Annotated in this window: 16 protein-coding genes and 1 tRNA gene; 12 read left to right on the top strand and 5 right to left on the bottom strand. The window is 41.2% G+C overall.

The genetic code is table 11. The features are described from left to right. Positions 1-200 precede the first annotated feature (200 nt). Together AK823_RS05625 and cysS are read right to left on the bottom strand one after the other, a co-directional pair. Positions 201-2,204, bottom strand: a complete 2,004-nt coding sequence (locus tag AK823_RS05625) for a mechanosensitive ion channel family protein (RefSeq protein ID WP_082785649.1) — start codon at positions 2,202-2,204, stop codon at positions 201-203. 150 nt (positions 2,205-2,354) lie between these two features. Beyond that, positions 2,355-3,815 (bottom strand): cysteine--tRNA ligase, encoded by a 1,461-nt coding sequence (cysS, locus tag AK823_RS05620; protein ID WP_068327128.1) that lies wholly within the window; start codon positions 3,813-3,815, stop codon positions 2,355-2,357. Positions 3,816-4,035: 220 nt separating this feature from the next. On the opposite strand from cysS, the gene AK823_RS05615 reads away from it, so the two are divergent. Next, positions 4,036-4,677 (top strand): cob(I)yrinic acid a,c-diamide adenosyltransferase, encoded by a 642-nt coding sequence (locus AK823_RS05615; protein WP_068327125.1) that lies wholly within the window; start codon positions 4,036-4,038, stop codon positions 4,675-4,677. A 215-nt stretch (positions 4,678-4,892) separates the two neighbouring features. Here the strand turns inward: AK823_RS05615 and AK823_RS05610 are convergent, their stop codons facing one another. Further along, positions 4,893-5,864, bottom strand: a complete 972-nt coding sequence (locus tag AK823_RS05610) for a hypothetical protein (RefSeq protein ID WP_068035294.1) — start codon at positions 5,862-5,864, stop codon at positions 4,893-4,895. Between the two features lie 403 nt (positions 5,865-6,267). Here AK823_RS05610 and AK823_RS05605 point away from each other — a divergent pair, with 403 nt between their 5' ends. The 7 genes from AK823_RS05605 (at position 6,268) to AK823_RS05575 (ending at position 15,953) form a co-directional block, all read left to right on the top strand. Beyond that, entirely contained in the window at positions 6,268-7,083 is an 816-nt protein-coding gene (locus tag AK823_RS05605; RefSeq protein ID WP_068327122.1) for a glycerophosphodiester phosphodiesterase, read from the top strand. Between the two features lie 472 nt (positions 7,084-7,555). Beyond that, complete coding sequence (locus tag AK823_RS05600) at positions 7,556-8,755, top strand: fatty acid desaturase (RefSeq protein ID WP_203226524.1); 1,200 nt, start codon at positions 7,556-7,558, stop codon at positions 8,753-8,755. A 366-nt stretch (positions 8,756-9,121) separates the two neighbouring features. Continuing rightward, positions 9,122-10,588: a YdiU family protein gene (locus tag AK823_RS05595; RefSeq protein ID WP_068327119.1), complete on the top strand. Its 1,467-nt coding sequence runs from the start codon at positions 9,122-9,124 to the stop codon at positions 10,586-10,588. A 613-nt stretch (positions 10,589-11,201) separates the two neighbouring features. After that, positions 11,202-13,520 carry an NADP-dependent malic enzyme gene (locus AK823_RS05590; protein ID WP_068327116.1) on the top strand — a complete coding sequence of 773 codons (2,319 nt, stop codon included), beginning with the start codon at positions 11,202-11,204 and terminating at the stop codon, positions 13,518-13,520. Positions 13,521-13,699: 179 nt separating this feature from the next. Beyond that, positions 13,700-14,944, top strand: a complete 1,245-nt coding sequence (locus AK823_RS05585) for a tRNA nucleotidyltransferase (protein ID WP_068327113.1) — start codon at positions 13,700-13,702, stop codon at positions 14,942-14,944. Between the two features lie 38 nt (positions 14,945-14,982). Next, on the top strand, positions 14,983-15,783 hold the full coding sequence (locus AK823_RS05580) for a pteridine reductase (protein WP_082785648.1): 801 nt from the start codon (positions 14,983-14,985) through the stop codon (positions 15,781-15,783). A gap of 93 nt (positions 15,784-15,876) precedes the next feature. After that, positions 15,877-15,953: transfer RNA gene (locus AK823_RS05575), tRNA-Ile, on the top strand. A gap of 157 nt (positions 15,954-16,110) precedes the next feature. On the opposite strand, the gene AK823_RS05570 is transcribed toward AK823_RS05575, so the two are convergent. Next, positions 16,111-17,793 (bottom strand): NAD-dependent malic enzyme, encoded by a 1,683-nt coding sequence (locus AK823_RS05570; protein ID WP_068035282.1) that lies wholly within the window; start codon positions 17,791-17,793, stop codon positions 16,111-16,113. A gap of 1,138 nt (positions 17,794-18,931) precedes the next feature. Between AK823_RS05570 and AK823_RS05565 the strand changes: the two genes are divergently transcribed. The 4 genes from AK823_RS05565 (at position 18,932) to AK823_RS05550 (ending at position 23,146) form a co-directional block, all read left to right on the top strand. Then, the gene (locus AK823_RS05565) at positions 18,932-20,425 is read left to right on the top strand and encodes a DUF4331 domain-containing protein (protein WP_068327110.1); all 1,494 of its coding nucleotides are present in this window, start codon (positions 18,932-18,934) and stop codon (positions 20,423-20,425) included. A 27-nt stretch (positions 20,426-20,452) separates the two neighbouring features. Continuing rightward, on the top strand, positions 20,453-20,728 hold the full coding sequence (locus tag AK823_RS05560) for a hypothetical protein (RefSeq protein WP_068035280.1): 276 nt from the start codon (positions 20,453-20,455) through the stop codon (positions 20,726-20,728). 76 nt (positions 20,729-20,804) lie between these two features. Further along, complete coding sequence (locus AK823_RS05555) at positions 20,805-22,004, top strand: tetratricopeptide repeat protein (protein WP_068327107.1); 1,200 nt, start codon at positions 20,805-20,807, stop codon at positions 22,002-22,004. Then, positions 22,001-23,146: a HupE/UreJ family protein gene (locus tag AK823_RS05550; RefSeq protein WP_068327105.1), complete on the top strand. Its 1,146-nt coding sequence runs from the start codon at positions 22,001-22,003 to the stop codon at positions 23,144-23,146. Before AK823_RS05555 ends, AK823_RS05550 begins: the two co-directional genes overlap by 4 nt. A 138-nt stretch (positions 23,147-23,284) precedes the next feature. Here AK823_RS05550 and AK823_RS05545 read toward each other — a convergent pair whose 3' ends face one another. Further along, positions 23,285-24,223, bottom strand: coding sequence for a TonB family protein (locus AK823_RS05545; protein ID WP_068327102.1), 939 nt, complete (start codon positions 24,221-24,223; stop codon positions 23,285-23,287). Positions 24,224-24,515: the final 292 nt, after the last annotated feature.

Here is a 24,515-nt window from a genome sequence, read left to right as displayed (position 1 = left end):
GCAATTGATTTATCAGTTGTAAGTTAGCGCAAATATAGCGCAGTCTTACTCTTAATAGCTCAGTTATCCCTTAAAAATAACGCCATATTATAACAAATAAGCGTGCAAATCGCATGCTATATTTATCAGATTATTTTACTGATATCTGTCTAATTATGTTCATCACTTTTTTATGGGCAAAAAACTTAACCTATGACTACTTATTCATCTCTATCCTTGAATATCAAGCGTTCAGCTGGTAGATGTTCTCTTTGTTCATGGTACAGATAGTTGAGCATCTGTTCACGTACCTGACATTCCAAGTCGAAAGCACTCATAGGACCATCAGAAGCCAAACTTCCACGTAATTTAATCGTATTTTCGCTTAATGATACAGTGAGCAGCTCAGGTTCGGTTTCGCCGTCCCACAACTCATTCGCTTGCACTAGTTCCACAAACTTCTTTCTAATGGCTTTAATATCTGCGCCGTAGTCAACATATAGGTAAACCACACAAGTTTGATGAACTTCCGTATGTGACCAGTTTTCTACAATTTCAGTAATTAGTCTACGCATCGGTACAATCAAGCGGCGTTCATCCCATGTTTTTAGCACCGCATAGGTATAACGTAAATCCTCAATCGTTGTCCAATCACCTTCCATCATCACTGTATCGCCGATACGTACTGGCTGAGTGACGGCCACCTGTACACCAGCAATAATATTACCTAGTATAGGTTGGGCGGCAATACCAATGACCACGCCAGCAATACCAGCCGATGTTAATAACGTCGTGCCAAGGCCTTCCATATTAGTGAATTCACTAAGACCAATCCAAATACTGCCGAGAATCATGGCAAAGATAAAAACGCGACGAAATACCGACACATAAGTGCGGCGGCGACGCTCCTTATCAAAGTGCTCTTCAGCCAAATTCTCAATTTGCATGTCTTGATAGCGATTGGCAAAAAAGTTAATAACGCGTATACCCAACCACATGGTACTAAACACTAACCCAATCCAAATGATTGGACGAGTCGATGATGCTACTGCATCTAGATAGGGAAAACCACCCGACACTAAAGTAAAAACTAATAAAAAGCTAATGCTAAAGGTTAGCGGCACGGTTAGCTTACTGACTAAGTCTGCCACACCATTAGTGCTGCCGACGTAAGAGCTGTATTTCTGATCATCATCAATATAACGGCTGATAATTTTTTCAGTACCCTTACTAAGTAGCCAACCTACTCCCATAGTCACTAAGAAAAATGAAAATAATGCTAAAAACTCCCATAAGGCAATGTTAAAAAACTGTATTTTCATCCATGTAGGTAGATAGCGTTCAAACTCTGCTGGATGATATTGCTCATAAAGATTGTCAATATTGCCAACCGTTTGCGCTGAGAACACCCAAATTGGTGCCTTGTCATCAACTTGTACTCGCTCCAGATAGACAGGTACACGGCGTTCACGGTACTCGATGTAACCGAGTTGAATAGAGCGTCGCGGAATACCCATTACACTACTGGTATTGCCAAGTGGAGGCTCGATTAAACCATCAGGACGATCTGGCAGGTCATCAAATAAGTAGAGCTCTCTTTCAGATAACAAAAAATCAAGACGCTTGGCCAATTCAAGTGAACGACTACGCTGAACCTCACTATCAATCAGGTTCATATTAAGCGCATAGGCTGCCAAGTCAAATTGCTGCTTCATCACTGCTGATTGGAAAAACTCTAAAGTAGCCAACGGTGTTGATAGGTTTGGTGGCTCAGACAATGGGGGTAGACCAGTATTGATTTTGTCTAAAAGATAGTAGCCTTCGTTATACTCTCCTTTAAGTCCTGTATCGCCTTGTAAGTTTCCAGCTTGTTGTACTGCATTGCGTTCAGTTGGATCAAAAATCTCTTCTGCTACACCGGAGACACTAACACCTTCCTTTTTGATTGTTTCAATCTTTTGGGCAGCATAATCTACTAAGTTCTCTGCTTTGGTCGCCACCTGTGATTTTGAATCATCTTGAATACCAGCGTTCTGTTCACTAGTGCTAGCTTCATTATCACTGGTTGCAGCATAAACAGGAGTGTAAATAGTACCCAGTGCAATGACTATAAAACCAAATATCGATTGAAGCACAGTGCACCACGTAGCTTCGTAAGAGTAAGAGCACTTAGGACGATTTGCAATTTTATTACCTTTAACATCATCACTTCTAAAAGTATTCATATTTTTAAAAAATCGTTGGTTATAAGGAGTTTGCATACAAAAAAATTTTAGCTTTAGATTGATAATAAGCTAATGCAGTCAGCAAAAAAAAGCCAGCGTAAAGCTGACTTAATTTGTTAGTATACGTATATACGAAAGCTAGATTTTACGTTAAGCACGACGCCATGTCGTACCAGCACGGCTATCTTCAAGCTCAATACCTGCCTCTTTTAGTTGTTCACGTATCTTATCAGCACGTGCAAAATTTTTGTTGGTTTTGGCATCTGCACGTTCAATGATTAAGCCATCAATAGCAGCATCGGTTAATCCGTCATCCGCTTGTTCGCCAATCACTGCTTGCAGAAACTGTTGGACTGGCTGCTGTAGAATGTTCAGCACCTGTGCCAACGCTTTTAGCTGCTGCGCCAACTGCCATGCAGTATCTACCTCTTCAGCCTTGACAGCTTTATTAATATCACGTGCCAGCCCAAATAATACACTAATCGCCGTTGAGCTATTAAAGTCATCATTCATCGCTTTAATGAAATCTTGCCCAGCAGTGCTCCTGTAAGCATCATTTATCAACTCGTCAGTGACTGTCAAAGCCTGCCCTTTTTGCTGCTCGGCTAGCTTTAACGCATTGTATAATCTGCTTAGGCTATTGTGCGACTCATCTAAGGCACTATCAGAGAAATTCACTTGGCTACGATAATGGCTCGATAATAAAAAGAAGCGCACCGTTTCAGGCAAATATTTTGCGGTTACATCGCGAATGGTAAAGAAGTTGCCTAATGACTTAGACATTTTTTCGCCATCGACATTGATAAAACCAACGTGCATCCAGTTACGCGCGTACTCACAGCCAGTCGCTGCTTCAGATTGGGCTATCTCGTTTTCGTGATGCGGAAACTGTAAGTCATGACCACCGCCATGAATATCAAAGGTATTGCCTAGGCACTTAGTCGACATGGCCGAGCACTCAATATGCCAGCCTGGACGCCCTTGTCCCCATGGTGATGCCCATTGCGGCTCATCAGGTTTTGCCGATTTCCAGAGTACAAAGTCAAACGGATTCCGCTTATCATTTTCGACATCGACTCGCGAGCCTGCCTGCATATCATCAAGATTACGCTTTGACAATTTGCCATAATCTGCGAAGCTATCTACTGCATAATAAACGTCACCATTGTCGCCTGCATACGCATAGTCGCCGGTGACCAGCGTCTCAATCATTTGCTGCATCTCATCAATATGATCAGTGGCACGTGGTTCAGCGTCCGGCATTTGGCAGCCAAGTGCGGTCGCATCTTCGTGCATCGCTTCGATAAAGCGCTGAGTCAGTACACTAATATCTTCGCCGTTCTCGTTAGCGCGAGCGATGATTTTGTCATCAATATCGGTAATATTGCGTACATAATTAACGTCATAACCCAATTGCTTAAGCCAGCGTACCGCCATATCAAACCCAACCATCACGCGGGCGTGACCAATATGACAATAATCATAGACAGTCATACCGCACACATACATGCCTACCTGCCCGGCTTTAAGCGGTTCAAACTGACGTTTACCGCCAGTCAGTGAATCATAAATGGCAAGCTGAGACATAGCGTCGGCAAGTGGTGTGTTCATGGTATAAAAGCCTTTTAATTAAAACAAGATAGATAAATTGAGATAAAAGGAACATATTGGCAGTATTAAGCTTATTAGCAAGCCTGAAATTCCGCTTATAATTCCAAAAATTACTACAATATAAAACTTAACCCATTATCTTAGCGAAAACGACTGTAAAATACTACAATGAGCGCATAACTAACTGTATTCAACGATAAAAACATCTAAGGATTTAAACATGGGTAATCGCTTAAGCAAAATATATACACGTACTGGAGATGACGGCAGTACTGGCATGGCAGATGGTAGTCGCGTTAGTAAAGCTGATAACCTATTTAGCGTAATGGGCGATATCGATGAGCTTAACTCACATATCGGCCTAGTACGGGCACATCTCACACAAGCGATAACTGATAACGAGACGCCAAATAAACAACAGTTACCTGAGCGTTTGCAACAAAAAGAGTTGGACTTTGCACAAGCCTTAATCATTATTCAACATTTATTATTCAATATCGGTGGCGAGCTTGCCATGCCAGAATATGAAGGTGTGAGTGCAACCCATATTGAATGGTTAGAACAACAGATTGATGCGATGAATACCACCCTGCCACCGTTAAAAGATTTTATTTTACCGACAGGTTCAGTTTTGGTCAGCCAACTGCATGTAGCGCGTACGGTTTGTCGCCGTGCTGAGCGTCAAGCAGTGCTATTACAGCAAGAGCGTCCACAAGCAATTCGTGGTACTGCGGTGAGCTTTATCAATCGCTTATCTGATTGGCTGTTTGTCGCCGCACGCTTCTGTACTGACCCCGAACAAGTCTCTGAGATACTATGGAATAGTAAGGTACTAGAGGCTTTCACAACTAACAATAAGTAAACTAATGGATAGAACGATAACTAGAAACAAAACAGCTAGAATAATGATGGCTAGCATATAATTTGTTTAATCATCTAACTTCATTTCGTTTCATCACCACTCTTCAATACGTAAAACGCCCGCAACTTATCATGGTTGCGGGCGTTTTCTTATCTAAGCTTTTAAATAACTAACTTTGAAATAATTATCATCTAGCTCAAAAGTAGTGCTAACTGTTAATAAGTAGCGTTTTCATCTTCAACGATAACCATATCAATGCTTTCATCTTTAGGAACGATCTTTGGTACTTCTGGCGTTACTGGTGCTTTAGCGTCAACACTAGGTAGCTCTACTGCTTGAGCACTACTTTGGCTATTACCTTGATTAATAGTAGGCGGCGTAGCAGGTTTAGGTGGCGTAGCAGGTTTAGCTGGACGCACTGGCTCAACTGGGGTTACAGCTTTAGGCTGGCGATTTACTTGGTTTTCACTGTTTTTGCGCGCAGCTTCACGGCGACGAGCAGCTTCTTGTGCTTGACGCTTAGCTATTTGCTCATCCACAACTGATTTTAAGACAGAGCCTGCCATCACATCAGATACTACGGTAATTAAGGCTGGCTGTCCGGCGATACGTACTTGTATCTGACCACTTTGAGCACCAACGACATAAGTAAACGTATCATCGACTAGCATATTATTATTAATGCGAATATTGTCTTGCGCGAGACTAGTCTGCAAACTTGGCTGGTTATTAGCAGCACGCATTTGGCTAGCTTGATATAAATCCTCACTTGGCAACGTCATGCTGACACTTGCTTGACAGGTCGTCATGCCATTAGCATTGGCTTCTTGTAAAATTGCAGCATTTTGTACATCAATTAAAATACTGTTAACCTTATCACTGATAGCACCAGTGTTTACACTTACTTCTGCATCGTTTGCATAATTAGCAGCCAATGTCTGTGCCTGCTGATTGAGCATATTTTTTAGGGAGATTTTCAAACGATCTTGTACCATTGGGTTATCACAGCTAATAGCAGGAACAACTGTGCCATCATTGGCTGCCGGTTGCTCAGTTGTCACCTCTGCTGTCTCGGCAGTATCGTCTTCTTTATCCGAACGATCACACCCAGCAATAGCTAAACCACATATCACACTAATACCAGCAGCTTTCTGCCATTTCATCCATTTTTTATTCGCTACGCTCATATCTATTTTGCTCCCGATTTACTCATTTGCACCGTCAACGATGGACAGTATTGCTATCTAGATTGTCATACAGCCATGATAGCTACGTAAGACCAATATTAAAATCAGGCCATTATACGAGGTTTACAGCTGTTGGTCAGTAATGTAGACCATTGATATACAAATAAAATCTATCAAGGACCATAAAAGACGTTTTTAGTTGCAAAAATGCAACAAACATTCATTAAGATATTTATAGCTTAACTGGCTTATTATCTTAACTGAGTTGATGATAATTGCTATTTTTGCTAAGCCCTCTAAAATTAAACTGTTTAAATTCGTACCACACAGTTTTTATATTTTTTGGCAAAATTTTACGAGGCATCATACTATTGAGCTAAGAAACAATTGATAGCAGGCATTTATGATAAAACTTGATAATACGCTGCTTTTAGGTCATCGAGGCGCACGTAGTGAAGCGTTAGAAAATACACTATATGGTTTTGAGCATGCGTATGGTTTACAGCCACGTGGCTTGGCAGGGGTAGAGTTTGACGTACAGCTGACTGCAGATGGTCATTTGATAATATTTCATGATGAGACGTTACAACGATTATGTGGCTTGCAGTCACGAGTAGATCAGCTCAGTTTGGTTGAGATTCAACGCCAACTACAATCAGGGCATAAAATCATTACTTTAGATATGTTAGCTCAATCAATGATTTATCCCTCTAAAGCTGTTCTTTTTCAATCAAGTTTATCTAAGTATTTAATACCTGTTACTCAAAAGCCCAAAATACTCATCCCTACTTTGACTCAATTTACTCATATTGAGCTAGAGATTAAAACCCATGACCGCACAAATTATTCCAAATTAATACAGGCACTGACACGTTATCTAGTAGATACGCCACTTGCCAGTTTACCTATCGTTCTAACCACCTTTGATGTCCAACTTCTCGCCCAGCTTCAACGTAATAAATCACTCGCACATATCCCGCGGGGCTTATTAGTACGTATGCCACAATTACTTGCATCAGCACCTAATACTGCCTTGCAATTGGGCTGTACCCGGCTTGGTATATATTATCCGCTCATTACGCAGTCGGTTATCCAAAACTCTCATCGGCACGGTTTACCAGTGAGTGCATGGACAGTAAATGACATTGAAGTAGCGAAGCAACTTGTAAAATGGCAGGTTGATGTGATTATCACAGATATTCCAACACAATTGCTATGACATGCCAACATAATTGATATAAAGCTATCAAAAACCACTCTTCACACTTACTGATATAACTCTATGCCATATAGCGACTTAACATAATATTAGCAGAACTTACACTTTCACCTAATTCCTGATAGTTAGCAGGGTATTTACAATATAATATCTAATAACTCATACAAGTTATTGTTATTTATTAAGATTTTTCTAGTGCATAACCGTTCACTTTCGTCTCTTTTTAGGTTAATATAGGGGCTGAAACTAATACCGCTAGGAATATTATATGATTGCAAAAAAAGCAATGGGCTTACCGCTTAAAGGCTTACGTTTCGCTATCAAATCTGGTGACAGCATTTTGGATAACGCAACCACGCAGGTGACGCGTTTTAAGACTTGGTTTGATAATGCTAAAGCAAAAGCTGCGCTCGATGAGCAACCTACCGCTAAACGCAACTATTCAAACGTTGCTGAGCAAAGCGATGTCTCCATGAATGACCAAACCATCGATTTACGTGAACTTGAGTTTAAAAAGGCGCCAATCAACTGGATACCGGCGACCATACTAGTAGCAACGCCTATTGCTGCTGCTATCATTACTCCATGGTACTTGTTTACCCATCAAGTCAGTGCACCTGTTTGGGGGGTGTTTGGTGCCTTTATGGTATGGACAGGTATCAGTATCACTGCAGGTTATCATCGTCTACTCTCGCATCGTGCCTATAAAGCACATCCAGTAGTCAAAAATTTCTTATTGCTTGGTTCGACATTGGCAGTACAGGGTTCTGCATTTGATTGGGTTTCTGGTCACCGTAGCCATCATCGCCATGTTGATGACCGTATGGAAGATCCGTACTCACCTAAGCGTGGTTTTTGGTTTAGTCATATCGGTTGGATGCTACGTAACTATCCAAGCGGTAAGTTTGACTACAAAAACATTCCAGATTTGACCAAAGATAAAGTACTTCAAATTCAGCATAAATATTATGGTCTTTGGGTGCTAGCGACGAACGTCGGTTTAGTAGCAGCTGTTGGTTGGTTATTGGGTGATGTTTGGGGGACTTTAGTACTAGCAGGTTTGCTACGCTTAGTATTGACTCATCACTTTACTTTCTTTATCAACTCGTTATGCCATATGTTTGGTTCGCGTCCTTATACTGATACCAACACTGCTCGTGATAACTTCATTTTAGCTATCTTTACGTGGGGTGAGGGTTATCACAACTATCATCACTTCTTCCAATACGATTATCGTAACGGTGTGAAATGGTGGCAGTATGACCCTACTAAATGGTTGATTGCTGGCTTATCTAAATTTGGTCTGACGACTGAGCTTCGTACAGTTGATGATACGACAATTAAGCACGCTGAAGTTCAAATGCAGTTTAAACAAGCTCAACAGCAGATCGATACAGTAAGTGCAAGCGGCATTGATATTCCGCATGTCATGCAAAGCTTCCAAGATCGCATCAAGTTTGAATACGATGCCTTTACGCAAACTGTAGAAGAATGGCAGGCACTAAAGGCCAAAGCCGTTGAGATGAAAAAGACTGAATTTGCAGATCGCTTGCATGAAGTCGATGACAAGCTCAAACTTGAGTATGCTAAGATTGAACAGAAAATCCATGAGCATAATGACAACTTGAAGATTGCCTTTCGCTCGATTGGATATAATAAAAAAGCCGCCTAAAATTGGCTAGCTAATTATTAATTAGCGTATTCATGATAATGCTACCTCATCCCCCTCTCTGCAAAAGATAGGGGGATTTTTTTGTGAATTTTTATCAATATTTGATATAAGCTTAGCCAATATAGACTTATTCAATATGAGTACAGCGAGTCAAATATTGTATTGGAAATTGGATTTTAAGCAAAAGCTACAATTGCAAATCATCAAAGTAATTTGCCATTCTATAACAGTGATTAATTCAAGATAAATTACAAGACATGGACAGAGTGCACAGGTGTAGCACTAGGGCTATGTTATAGTAGATTCATTGTTTTTTATATCGTCGTTATTATTCATATTTAGTCAGTATCAATAGGAAAAGCACGTATGCGCTATCAAAATACCTATGTCAATTTAGACCCACGTTTATATCATAAGCAGCCACCAACAGCGCTAGAAAATCCGCGTGCTGGGCATTTTAATACCCAAGTGGCAGAGCAGCTTGGTTGGATAGATGACAAAGATTTAATGGCACGCTGGGTTGAGATTCTCGGGGGTCGGTATGTACCTGCTCAGTTTCAGCCTTTGGCAATGGCCTACGCAGGTCATCAGTTTGGACAATGGGCAGGTCAATTGGGTGATGGACGCGGCTTGCTCGTGGCACAAGTACTAGACAATGATAACCAATTGCAAGACTTGCACCTTAAAGGCTCTGGTCTGACACCTTATTCGCGGATGGGTGATGGACGTGCAGTCTTACGCAGTACTATTCGTGAGTATTTATGTGGTCATGCCCTCAACCAGCTCAGTATCCCCTCCTCTAATGCGCTGGGCTTTGTCGTATCCGATACGCCTGTACGCCGCGAACGTATGGAAGCAGGTGCTGCCTTGATGCGGGTAGCGGATAGTCATATTCGCTTAGGTCACATAGAATGGATTGCAAGCTTTGCCCCTGATTTGCTCGGTGAATTTACCGATTATATGATTGATACTTATTATCCAAAATGCCGTGATAGCGAAACGCCAGTGCTAGCATTTTTGCAAGCCGTCGTTGAGCGTACCGCACGTATGATAGCTGACTGGCAGCTGATTGGTTTTGCTCACGGGGTGATGAATACTGATAACTTATCCATCACTGGTAGTACCTTAGACTTTGGTCCATTTGGCTTTATGGAACGTTTTGATCCTGCTTGGATTAACAATCACTCTGACCATACCGGACGCTACGCCTATCAAAACCAGCCCGCTATTGGACATTGGAACCTCAACATCTGGTTGCCACACTTTATGCGATTAGAAGGAGTGACGCGTGAGGCCTTATCAGATTGCTTAGCACCTTATGAAGCCACCTTTATGCAGCACTATCAACAAGGATTATGCCGCAAGTTAGGCTTAGCGCATCAAAAAGAAAGCTTAACTTTGGCTTTCGAATGGCTAACCTTGTTAGAGGACAACTTACTTGATTATACCAACAGCTTCCGTGCGCTCTTAGGTTTAGTATCTCCAGAAGATTGCCCTTATGAAAAGCAATTATTAGCTACCTTGACTCATGAATTGCAAGGTGAGGCATTAAAAGTTTGGCAAGACTGGTCAGCGCGCTACTTAGAGCATGTGCAAGCGCTACCTATTGCGCAAGTTATCAACGAGATGCAAACGACTAATCCAGTTTATGTATTACGTAATAGTATGGCTCAGCGGGCTATTACTGCTGCTGAACAAGGCCAGTTTGAGGAGGTAGCGCGGTTATATGACCTGCTCGCCAGCCCTTATACTGTACAGGATATCGCGACAGCACTTGATAGCAGTCCCCCTGCGCCTCATGCGCCGCAAATGCCAATTAGCTGTTCGTCATAAACAATCATATTTTTTTGATAAATTTAAAGCCAATAATCATAGCCAGTTTGGTTAATAATCAACAACCAAACTGGTTTTGAAAAACAATAGTCACAATCTTGCATATATATTGTAAATTTTACTTTATTTATCACTATCAACTGGCTAAATGTTCGTTATCAATTTATTATATAAGTTATGCATTTCGCTATGGTTGACTAGGGCGTGTCCTCATTTTGATAATGGTGATAAAAATGAGATAGATTTTTGTCAATCAAAGGAAGTTTTGCAGAGAATATGAACATATTGTCTAGGAATTTTCAAAGATTGACGAAAATATAGCCATTTTTAGCCCATTAAAAGTTCGTTCGTTCAGATTGAGGGCACGCCCTAGGCAGCTAATTGTCAATAATGCTAGAATAGCTATGTTTACTAGCTTTCTATTTTACGATGCCATCTAATCACAGATTAACGCTCTTTCGACTGTGCATCGCCTTTTAATAATTTGTTAGTAGTTCCTCAATCTAGTAATTGCTGGAGCTCATATTCAACGATTTTTTTAGGGTCAAGCGTTAACTTATTTTGTTTATCACACTTTGTTTTATTTCAATTTATTCCAACAATGGCCATTATTATGAATGACGATACCAATTTGAATATGGATAATCCCAATACAGATCAAGAGCAGTTCGAACAAGCTGCTTTGCATTATCATGAATTTCCAAGACCTGGTAAAATTTCGGTAACTCCTATCAAGCAGCTCGCTAATCAGCGCGACCTAGCTTTGGCCTATTCGCCAGGTGTTGCAGTTCCTTGCCTTGAAATTCAAAAAGACCCAACAGCAGCCGCTAGATATACTGCACGTAGCAATTTGGTTGGTGTTATTACCAACGGTACTGCTGTACTGGGTTTAGGTAATATCGGTCCATTGGCTTCAAAACCAGTGATGGAAGGTAAAGGGGTATTATTCAAAAAATTCGCTGGTATTGATGTTTTCGATATTGAAATTGATCAAAATGATCCTGATAAATTTATCGAAGCAGTGGCCTCTCTTGAGCCAACGTTTGGTGGTATCAACCTAGAAGACATTAAAGCGCCTGAATGTTTTAAAATCGAGCGCGAATTGCGCAAGCGTATGAAAATTCCGGTCTTCCATGATGATCAACACGGTACTTCAATTATTGTTGCGGCTGCCATGCTTAACGCATTAATTCTGACTGGCAAAAAGGTTGAAGAGATCAAAATTGTCTGTTCAGGCGCTGGTGCTGCAGCAATCTCTTGCTTAGACATTATCTGTGCACTTGGTGTGGATCAGAACAATATATTTGTCTCTGACTCACGCGGAATTATTACCACTAGTCGCGAAAACCTTGACGAGTCAAAACAACGTTATGCTCGTGACACCGATGCCAGTAGCATTGATGATGTGATGGACAATGTGGACATGTTCATAGGCTTGTCAATGCCTGGTATCTTGAGCACCGATATGGTTCGCCGTATGGCCAAAGACCCTATTATCTTTGCTCTAGCCAACCCAACGCCTGAAATTATGCCAGAATTGGCGCATTCAGTACGTCCAGATGTCATCATGGCAACCGGACGCTCAGATTATCCAAACCAAGTTAACAACGCGTTATGCTTCCCTTATATCTTCCGCGGTGCATTAGATGTAGGTGCAACGACTGTTAACGAAGAGATGAAAATCGCTTGCGTACGTGCAATTGCAGCGATGGCACATGTCGAAGCGACACCAACTAAAAACGTCAGAGACATCGAAAGCATGAGAAGCTTCGGTCGTGAATACCTCATTCCAGGACCGCTAGAGCCAAACTTAATCATTGAGATTGCCTCTGCAGTAGCCAAAGCTGCTATGGACTCAGGTGTTGCGACTCTACCGATTGATGATCTTGATGCTTACCGTCAGCGCTTATCTGAGTTTGTTTATAACTCAGCGTTTGTAATGAAGCCTATCTTCTCTCGCGCCAAATCAGATCCAAAACGTATCGTTTACTGTGAAGGTGAAGACAATAATGTCCTTCTTGCCGTACAGGTCGTCGTTGATGAGAAGCTGGCAAAACCTATCTTGGTCGGACGTCCTTCAGTGATCGAAGCCAATATCAAAAGGCTTGGCTTACGTCTACAAGATGGCGTAAACATGACTATTATCAACCAAGATGATGATCCGCGCTATAAAGACTACTGGCAGGGCTATTACGAGAAGAACAAACGCCGCGGTGTTAGTATCGAGCTTGCACGTCGCGATGTCCGTCGCAAAACCACTTTAATTGGCTCATTGTTAGTTGAAAATGGTGATGCTGAAGGTATGATTTGTGGTACGTTTAGCCACTATCAACTGCATTTAGAGTATGTTCAAAACGTTATCGGTAAAAAAGAAGGCGTTAAAGACTTTTATGCGATGAATGCTGTCTTAATGCAAGACCGCAATATCTTTATTGCTGATACTTATATCCATGAAGATCCTACTGCCGATCAATTAGCTGAAATGACAGTGTTGGCTGCTGATCAATTACGCCGTTTCGGTATTACACCTCGTGTTGCTTTAGTTTCACATTCAAACTTCGGTACCTCTAATCGTGCCAGTGCTGTTAAAATGCGCAAAGTTTATGAGCTACTGAATGAGATGAATGTAGATTTTGACTTTGATGGTGAGATGCAAGGTGATGCCGCTCTTAACGAGCATATCCGCTTAGAAGATATGCCATCAAGCCCTCTAAAAGGCGCTGCCAACTTGCTCATCTTGCCAACGCTTGATGCAGCAAATATTGCCTTTAACTTGCTCAAAACAGCAACAAGCAGTGCTTCTATTGGTCCTATCTTGTTAGGTGCTAACAAGCCTGTACATATCCTGACTCCATCAGTGACTGCTCGCCGTGTGGTAAATATGACAGCCCTTGCTGTAACCGAAGCTCAAGACTTAGAAAACGGTCGATAACTGTAATGATATCGCTAAAGCCGGCTTACTACTATTAATCATCATTAGTAGCAGTCTGCTATACTAAAACCAGTCAATGCCGTTGTAATAAATGGTATTGACTGGTTTTTTTTGATCCAATAAAAACATTGTCAAAATTCATGTTATTAAAATTTATCTAGCAAATAAAAGAGGCTCCAATGCAAGTCTATCTCGTCGGTGGTGCAGTTCGTGATCAGCTGTTAGGTCGTCCTATTATAGATAAAGACTTTGTGGTGGTTGGTACAACTGTCGATGAGATGCTAGCAGCGGGCTTTCAGCAAGTAGGTGCAGACTTTCCGGTATTTCTGCATCCAACTACTCAGGAAGAGTATGCATTAGCACGTACTGAGCGCAAACTTGGTCATGGCTATCAAGGTTTTAGTGTGCATGCCAGCCCTGATGTCAGCTTAGAGGAAGACTTGCAGCGCCGCGACTTAACTATCAATGCGATGGCAATTGAAGTCACCAGTTTAACCGACGACACGCCTCTCACAGGTGCAGTGATCGATTATCACGGAGGACTCGATGATATCCAAAGCAAGACCTTACGTCATATATCGGAGGCTTTTAGCGAAGATCCACTACGGGTGCTGCGAGTCGCGCGCTTTTATGGACGTTATTACAGCTTAGGCTTTCAGGTTGCTGAGGAAACCATCACACTCATGCACCAATTGGTCGATTCAGGTGAGCTTGCGCATTTAAGTGCTGAACGCATTTGGCAAGAATCAAGCCGTGCAACGATGCAGAGCTCTCCTCAGGTTTATTGGGAGCAGCTGTATGCAATCGGTGCTTTAGCTGAGTACTTTGCGCCATTGCATCATGCTTGGAGCAATGTACATATACGAGAAACAGTGCAGACGGCGCTGTACTTTGCTGGTCAAATGCAATTGAACTTATCCCAGCGTTGGGCGCTATTGATGGCTAGCCTTAATCTATCGTTATTCGATTCCAAACCTGACCCTAAAACTCCATCATCTCATCTAAATATTAGTGTTACGGATGATGAGAAAAAAGCTGCTCTAAAAGCCATTACTTCTATAGGTAACAGCGCCAAAGTACCTAAAGCACCCACTCAGTTTGCAACCCTATTCATTCAACAAGCCAGCAAACTGAACACCATAGATGGCTTGACTGCAGCTGAGAAAATCGACCTTATCCAAGCCTGTAGCGCCCACAAAGAACCTAATAAGCTCTCACAGCTATTGGTAACCAGTCACGTATTGCAGTTAGCCTGTCAGCACCGCCAAATGATGCTCGCATTAAACAGCTTTCATGCCATCGGTATGGAAGCCATTGCTCCAGATATTAAAGGCGCTGCAATTGGCAGAGCATTAAATGAGGCACGTGTTGCGCATTTGGTTACTATAGAGCAATCTAATAATCATAGCTCACAACCGTTTTGATTAAACGAAATACGATTAGATGATGGAAACTTTATTTTATGACAGTTGAATCTACAGTAAGATCTGATGATGGTGGCCCCGTAATGCTCGTTACTGGTAGCGCCAAGCGTATTGGTGCAGCTATTATTCGGGCAGCGCATCATCAAGGCTATCGTGTCATTATTCATTGTCATCGTAGTGAGCAAGAAGCAAAAGCTCTAGCAGCTCAGCTTAATACAATCCGTAACAATAGCGCTGCAGTTATCGTTGCAGATTTAGCAGTTGTCAACGATGGCAGTTTATTAACTCAGTTCGTCCAATCCGTTATAGATAATTTTGGACAGCTTGATGTGCTAGTACATAACGCATCAAGGTTTTATCCTACTCCGCTCAGTGATATTAACAATAACCAATGGGATGAGCTGTTTTTGACCAATGCCAAAGCGCCATTATTACTTAGCCAAGCTTTTTTACCTTACTTACAAAAGCAGCATGGATGCATCATTAGCTTACTTGATATTCACGCTCATAATAAGCCGTTTAAGCACTACACTGTCTATAATATGGCAAAGGCAGCACACCGGATGATGGTACAGTCTCTTGCGCTAGATATGGCGCCTTATGTTCGCGTTAATGGCGTTGCACCTGGAGTAAACGTATTGCCTGATGCCGATAGCGACCAAGCACTTGATGACACACAGCAGCACAGTATCATCGACTCTATTCCTATGCAGCGGATTGGTACGCCAGATGATATTGCCCAAAGCGTGTTGTATTTGGCAAAGGCCAGCTATGTCACAGGAGAGATTATTAACGTAGATGGTGGTCGTAGTTTGACCCTAGCTGGTGGTAATATTTAGTAAGCAAGTGACGATAGCTAAATAATATCGTTTAGTTGTTATCTTTTACTTGAAAAATTAAAAAAATCAGGTATCATTGTGCGTCTAACGTTAGGGCCCATAGCTCAGTTGGTTAGAGCAGAGGACTCATAATCCTTTGGTCGTAGGTTCAAGTCCTACTGGGCCCACCAAATTCAAACCCTTACAGTCATTGGCTTGTAAGGGTTTTTTATTATCTAAAGATTAATACTAATATAAGTACTAAAAAACCGAATGCTATTTTCAATAACATTCGGCTTTTTTATAGGTACTTCTTTTATGTGCTTTCTAGCAGTTACTTTTTAACCGCTAGAAAGAGGTACGACGATAGTTACGGTATTTAGGTAACCAAAAATTAGCTTTTAATCGACGTTCTAGGTTTTCTGCCGTGACAGGTAATGCTAACTTATCTTCAATCGCTTGTCGTGCGACTGCATAGGCTATTTTTTCACTGATCTCTCTAATGACTTTAATTGGAGGTAATACTGCACCTGGTGCTTTTTCATATTCCATTGATATATCTGCCAATGCTTGGCTTGCAGCCATTAACATATTATCGCTGATGCCCGTCGCACGCGATGCTAAAACACCTAGGCCAATACCGGGGAAAATATAGCTGTTATTACACTGTGAGACCTCGAAAGTCTGACCTTCAAAAGTTGTATGAGGAAAAGGACTACCGGTTGCAACAATTGCCTTACCTTTGCTCCAATTAGTGACTTCTTGCGGTGTTGCTTCAACACGAGACGTTGGGTTTGAAAGCGGTAATACAATTGGATGTTCAGTATTAGCACATAACGTTTCGATCACCTCTTGGGTAAACAAACCTTTTTGTCCACTTACACCGAATAATACCGTTATTTTTGCTTGTTTAACCACTTGCGCTAAACCGAGTTTCTTACTTTTATCCCAACTTTCAATATCTGATTCTTTTTGTACCAACGGTTCTTGGAATTTTTGTAGCTCTGTCATGCTATCAGTGAGCAGGCCATAACGGTCAACCATAAATACTTGGCTGCGGGCTTGTTCTTCCGTTAATCCTTCACGCTGCATTTGGCGAATAATGTGTTCGGCGATACCGCAACCTGCCGATCCTGCACCTAAGAATGCTATTTTTTGTTGACTAAGTTTCTGACCTTTATTCAAGCACGCTGCAATCAATGTACCGACTGAAACAGCAGCGGTCCCTTGAATATCATCATTGAAGCAACATAGCTGATCACGATATTTATTCAGTAATGGTGTCGCATTTTCCTGAGCAAAATCTTCAAATTGTAATAATACCTCTGGCCAACGACGTTTAACCGCTTGAATAAATAAGTCTACAAATTCATTATATTCATCACCAGAGATGCGTGGATTTCTCCAACCCATGTACATAGGGTCGTCAAGTAACTGTTGATTGTTAGTACCTACGTCTAACAAAATTGGTAGACAATATGCCGGGCTAATACCACCACAGGCCGTATATAACGACAGTTTGCCAATTGGAATGCCCATTCCTCCAATGCCTTGATCTCCTAAGCCCAAGATACGTTCACCATCAGTGACAACAATCACTTTTACTTTTTGTTTGGTGGCATTTTGCAGCATGTCATCGATTTTATGGCGCTCAGGATAAGAGATAAACAAACCACGTTTACGGCGATAAATTTGTGAGAATTTTTCGCAAGCTTGCCCAACCGTTGGTGTATATATGAGCGGCATAACTTCCTCAATATGCTGCTCAATCAAATGATGAAATAAGGTTTCATTGGTATCTTGTATATTACGCAAGTAAATATGCTTATCCATATCACTAGTAAATGAGCGAAGTTGATGATAAGCACGTAATGATTGTTCTTCAATCGTCTCAATGTTGTGAGGTAATAAACCTGTTAAATTAAAGCTGTCACGTTCTTCTGATGAAAAAGCGCTACCCTTATTTAGTAAAGGGGTTTCTAACAGTGCAGGACCTGCAAAGGGAATATACAACGGACGTTGGTTTGGCATAATAAACTCTTCTTATTAAAGGCGTATGGTAGTACAAAGTTAATGAAATGGCTGCTTTATTGTGTTTGCTTAATTAAATAAGTAATTTTTAATCACTTAGAGATTGAGCCATGCTGAAAAAATCGTAAAGATGAACCTGGTAAACTGACCACTCGACGAGTAGTTTACCATGACTAAGAAAATCCAGAGATATAGTATAGAACCACATTATACTGAAGTTATGGCAGCTCTTGAAGGAATCAAGTAACTTAAACCGCAATTAAAAATAGCTGAAGAGGAACGAGAGATATTAAATGAGGAGGGATAAAGCGAGGCATTGCTTTGCCCCAACGCAAAATGAGGGCTATGCTCGCAGTGGTACTAGGGTCCAAAAGGTTCTAAGCTATAAAGTGCCAAGACAAATGTGGTTTGACTCTTATCGTCAGGCTGCTTAATCAAAATCTCCTAAGTTAATATTTACGGATTTGACAGCATAGCTCATCAATTTACATGTGATATTTCTGAAAGATCAATCCTTCAGTAATTTCTACCTATCAACTTGTTAAGATCTAATAAAAGAACAATACCTATTACTCCATACTGTTATTAATCTACTAGACGGTTAATGATAGTACCTGTGTACATCCTTACCGCTTTCAATCAAAACTGAGAACAAATTAATGATGAATTAGCGCTTATCATCGGTTTAATTTTTCATGTTATATAAAAATATTTGAATAAAATTCACTTTAGACAACAGTATAGAAGGTGCTAAACGTTTCATTAATAACGAATTATTTATATTGGACTTATTATTAAAATTAAAGTGTTGATTAAACTCTACTATCTGTAAAAATCTACCATCCCTTAATTTTTATAGGATCAGAAAATTTTTTATTATTAATTTCTGAGAAATCTATAGATCGTAAAGAGCATATATTTTTGGATTATGATGAACAAATTACAATGTAACGAGTGTTTTTTCGGCTGTTATTCTTAATTATCTTGTACACACCCTCCTAACTAAAATCTTGCTTATACGTATAGTTTAGTTTAATTTGTCGTAAGAATAGTTTAGTTTAAGTTACTTATAAATTATACGTAATACTAAGTTATTTTAGCAGCCAGTACCCCTCAAGTTTCTCTACAAGGATTTCGTATGAAACATACTACTAAGGCTCTAATAGCAGCGATGGCATTGTGCATTAGCGCAAGCGCTGTGGCATCTAGCCACCGTGAAGCCCCTTCTATCACTAAAACTCCTAAAGTCGATGCCACTGACTTTTATATGTTTAATAGTTATGAGAATAATCGTGCAGATTATGTCACGATTATTGCTAACTACTTACCACTTCAAGACGCTTACGGCGGACCCAATTACTTCGCCCTAGACGCCGATGCACTGTATGAGATTCATATCGACAACAATGGCGATGCGGTCGAAGATCTCACATTCCAGTTTGACTTTAACCAAAAGTTAAATAGCATTGAAATTGACTCAGACAGTAACCCATCAACGCCAAACGTTGCGATTCCTTTGTCTAATGCTGGTGATGCTTCAAACCCCGCTAATGTACAAACTAGCGAGAGTTACGAAGTGACGATGGTTAAAGGCGATCGCCGCAGCGGCTCGCGTACTTCGCTGGGGAATTTTAACAAGCCGTTTGACTATATCGGTACTAAATCTTTTGCAGACTACCCAACGTATGCAAAAGGCTTTATCAAAACTTTGAACATGGGTAGCTGTGGGCAAGGTAAAGTGTTCGTCGGTCAACGTGCTGAAAGCTTTGCTATCGATTTAGGTAAGGTGTTTGATCTGATTAACCTAAACCCATTGGGTGCACGTAATGCCGGTACGAACGTGTTGGCAGGTAAAAACATTACCTCAATTGCGTTGGAAGTTCCTAAAGCGTGCTTAGTCAACTCAGCTGGTAACGATCCAGTAATTGGAGCTTGGACGACCGCTAGTGTCCGTCAGGCGACTTTAGTAAATCCTTCTCCTGAATCTGGTATTAGTACCACAGCAAAAAAAGGCGGTGCATGGACTCAGGTTTCAAGACTCGGTATGCCACTGGTCAACGAAGTTGTAATCGGTCTTAAGGACAAAGACAAATTTAATGCCTCAGAACCAAAAGATGACGTGGCTAAATTTGCGCCTTATGTCTTTTATCCTACGCTTCCTGCGTTGATTCAGACTTTGTACCCACAAGCACCAGCGCCAACTAATTTTCCACGTCAAGATTTAGTCACTGCCTTTTTGACAGGTGTTCCGACTATCAATAAACCTGCCAAAGTTGTACCAGCGGATATGTTGCGTTTGAATACCAGCACACCTGCAGTAGCAGCTGCTAATCAAAACGACTTAGGTGTCATTAGTATCATTCCTGGTCAAAACGATGGTCGACCTAGTGCCAATAGCAAAGATGTTGCAGGGTTTCCGAATGGCAGAAGACCTGGAGATGATGTAACCGATATTGCCTTAAGAGTATCTATGGGTGCATTATGTCACGCGGGCTTACCAGCAGATGTTACCTGTGTCCCTGCTGATGCCAGGGCCGGAAAAGCTCTATTTACTGATGGTGCACTTAAACCCGCTACCGAGTTTGACTCAGTCTTTCCTTATCTAACCACCCCTAATCCAGGTAGCCGATAAGTTGAATCTAACTCAAGGAGAAATACGATGCGCTATGTACTTTTAGCAGTATTAGTCACCGGATCGGCCGCTCTTTCTGGTTGCTTTAACGATAATAACAACTCTAACTCACAGGATCGGACTGATAGCAAAGTAGCGATAGATCAAGCTAAGGCAAAATTGGCGGTTAGCAGGACATCTACCGTAATTGACGTCAGTAGAGATGTAAACACCGATGAGCCGCAAGACATCGATCGGATTATACTTCCCGAAGCCAACTTGGCAGAACCTGTCGCTGTGACGGGCGCCAACGCCTCATTGTAGTCTGATATGAGGTAAATCGAGCACCTGATCAGGCTACTGTTCAGGTGTTTCTTTATGTTTTGAACGGACAGAATTTATGCAATGGATTAAGCAACTTATCGGATTACTATGTTTATTAATCATAAGCAGCCAATTACTTTATGCCACCCCTTTTATTCCTAAAGATGACCAACAGATTCTTGAAACCTTACCTTCAGATTCACCGCCTGCACGCTATCTCAGCTCAGACGATTTTTCGTCTAGCAAAAATACAAATGATCCTGAACAGACTAGCCAGCTATTAGAACGTGCTTACTTGCAAGGCGACCCACGCGCACTAGGCCAAGCAAGAGCGCAACTTGATCAAACAACAGATCAAAGCATAGAGACACTCATGCTACGAGCGCGGGCTTTACAATCAGATCATAAGTTCTCTGAAGCAAAAGAATTGTTAAAACAGATACTAAGTAAAGATACTGCTAATCCAGATGCCCTTTTGACTCTCTCCTCTCTGTTAGTTGTTCAAGGTCAGTTTGAGGAAGCCATGGGTTACTGCAAAAAGCTTAATGATTCATCACTCAGTGTCTACCGTGCAGCATGCGAGGCTCAAATACAGAGCATGACTGGTCAGATCACACAGGCAAAACAAACTCTAAATGAGCTAGCTGCTATTGCACCTCAACTTGATGCATCTACAGCACGCTGGATATATCTCATTCAAGCGGACGCGGCATTAAGAAGCCAAGATACCTCTCTTGCTGATGAAGTTTTTAGCGTTATAGATGCTCAAACTGTACCTGCACTCATGGCTCGCGCTGACTGGTTATTGAGTAACGGAGAGTATCAAGAAGTAATTCAACTGCTTAAAACTCATACTGATAAAGATGCGTTGTTGTTGCGACTCATCACGGCTCAAATCAAACTGCGTGACCCTAAATCTAAACAAAACTTAGCGCTCATGGAAGAACGTATTGAGGTATGGCAAATACGCAAAGAAAATGCACATATGCGTGAACAAGCTACTTACGCCATGCTTGCTAATCAAATCGACTCGGCACTACAGTTGGCTCGAAACAACTGGCAACAGCAACGCGAAACAGCTGATATTGAGATTTATACAAAAGCAGCTATCCAAGCTGGCAGCCAAAAAGACATTGAAGTTATACGCCAATTCATAAAAGACACTCAGTTTGAATATCCAGCACTTGAACGCGATCTACGTTTGGGTAAAATTAGTGACTGTTTGAACTGCCCACCCTCAGGCATGCAAACTTCAAGCAAGGATAAGCCTTTATGAGCGCACTTAGCAGACGCATTTGGAGTCATAGCTATCGTTACTTGACGCTGCTTTTACTAGCGATGACTTGCACGGCACTACAGGCGCACGAATCTAGTACAGCTTACTTGAACCTTCAAACGAGCAATTCCAAAGCCGCAGCAAATATTAATTATAATGCTAAATATGAGTTGTCACTACGCGACCTTGCTTTGCTAGTAGATATAGATTCAAACCAAGATCATAAAGTAAGTTGGATAGAGGTAAAATCGCAAACGCCACTCATAAAGCAGCTAATCGAATCCCAAGTAAAGTTAGAAGCTGGTGCTCAAGTCTGTGACATGACAAGCTTTGCACCATTGGCTATTAATACACGCGGTGGGTTTAATTACCTGTACACAGACTTTGAGATAAACTGTGCGACCTCAATCGATAATCTTGACTATCAAATCTTAGCAGGTATCGATGCCAATCACCGCTTGATTCTAACAGGGGCTAGTGATGAGACACCTCTTCAAGTGCTGGCTGTAGGAGAAAACCCCTTAGGTTCGGGGGCTGAATCTGGATGGCTGTCTACGGCAACAAACTTTTTGAAAAGTGGCATACATCACCTGCTGATTGGTTGGGATCATTTATTATTCTTATTTGTACTGCTTATCCCTGCAGTTTACTTACGTAAGCAAAAAGCATTGATCGCCGTTACTAAACCGCAAGCAGCGCTACTTGAAGTCTTTTGGATTGCAACTTCATTCACGTTAGCGCATTCAATTACCTTGAGTTTAGCGGCGCTTCAGATCGTCAGTATACCTGCCCGCTTTATTGAATCCTTAATCGCTCTATCCATAGCGTTCGCAGCATTAAACAATTTAGTGCCCCTGCTACGCGTACGCGCCGTCTATCTGGCATTCGTTTTTGGACTGATTCACGGTTTTGGCTTTGCTAATGTACTTGTAGATTTGCCACTAGCCACTAGCGAGCGCGTACTAGCATTGCTGAGTTTCAATATAGGAATAGAGCTAGGGCAACTCGTATTTATCGCTTTAGTATTTCCGATAGCGCTATTACTACGGCATACGCGTTTTTATAAAACGATCATATTTTATGCAGGTTCAGTGGTCAGTATCTTGATTGCATTATGGTGGTTCTTTCAGAGGGCATTTTAATCTTGTTCTAAAACTTATAGGCTCTACTAATTATTAAGCCTACAAACTCATCCATGTAGAGCTTAAGTGTTAGAGCTTAATTATCTCAACTAAAAAGAGCCATTTATAAAAATGTCTAAAGCAGAATATTCTTTATTGCTAAGGCATCTCATAACTTAATTGCATAGGTACAGTAGCATTTACTGGCAGACCGTTTTTTTGAAATGGATTGAACTGTCCTTCTCTTATTTGGATCATTGCTACCGCATCGATGATTACATTACCGGATGACTGGAGTAGTTGCACCTCAGTAATGTGACCATTTTTATCGACATATAGCTCCAATAATACATTAAAGATATCACCCGATCGGGCAGTAGTATTGCGCCATACTATCAGCGGAAGGCTTGTATTAGGTTGGTATTCGTCAAGCCAATTGGCTTGCTCTTCCAAAAACGGTACTACTTCACTACTCTCATCAATCTTATCCTCTAGAGCTGGTTGTTCAGGTTTTTTTTCGTTCGCTTGGTCTGCTGCTAACACTTTGGCGACGGCATCATTAACAGCTTGCAGCTGTAATTTATCTTGTTCGATACGTTTCCTATTAGACTGACTCTGAACGGCTTGCTGCTGCATAGCTTGTTCGCGATTGAACTGTTTTGTCACGGCCAGAATCATCGCGGATAGATCTGACTCTATCTCATCTGTGGCATTCGATATTTTTCTTGATTCTGTTATTACTAGTTTTTGCTCTGATGAAGAATCCTTGGTCTCTTGATTTAACTGAGGTTCTTCTGTAGCTATTACAGAGTCTTCTACTGAATTTGATAGTTCTGCTTTTGGTTTAGGTTCTATAGGTTTTGCTTTTGGTTCAGATTCTAATATTGGTGCTAGCTTGGCAGATTTGGTAAGTTTGATGTTTTCAGTTTGCTCAGTTACTTCTTGTACTGGTGGCAATGATTTTTGAGGTTGAGAAACGGACTTGAGTTTTGGTCTTACGTCAGGTTTTTCGTTGGATAGTGCTGATAATGTTATTAACTCTAATTGAATTGTCTTAGGCTCGGGAGCATTTATCATAGGACGTTCAGGACTATCCATAGATACCATAGCCCATACAGTAACACCATGTAATACTATAACAAGAATAGCAATCCAAACATTGATAAGGCGAGTAAATGGATTCGATATCATAATAATTTATAAGATAACCCATTAGAAGTAACTATGTTTATAGTTTGATTAGAGTGATAAATAGAGTAATAGCTACAAAATATAAGTAATGCCTTGTCGCCCTGATTGACACTAAAAACAGAGGTGGGGTCTATAGCCCATACCTTACTGAGCAATGAATAATGAATTATGATACAAGTCAAATTGTATATTGCGCCAA

Origin of the sequence: Psychrobacter sp. P2G3 (assembly GCF_001593285.1) — a bacterium.
Lineage (GTDB): Bacteria > Pseudomonadota > Gammaproteobacteria > Pseudomonadales > Moraxellaceae > Psychrobacter.
Note: the sequence above shows the minus strand (reverse complement) of the source record. Positions and strands in the feature narration are given on the sequence as shown.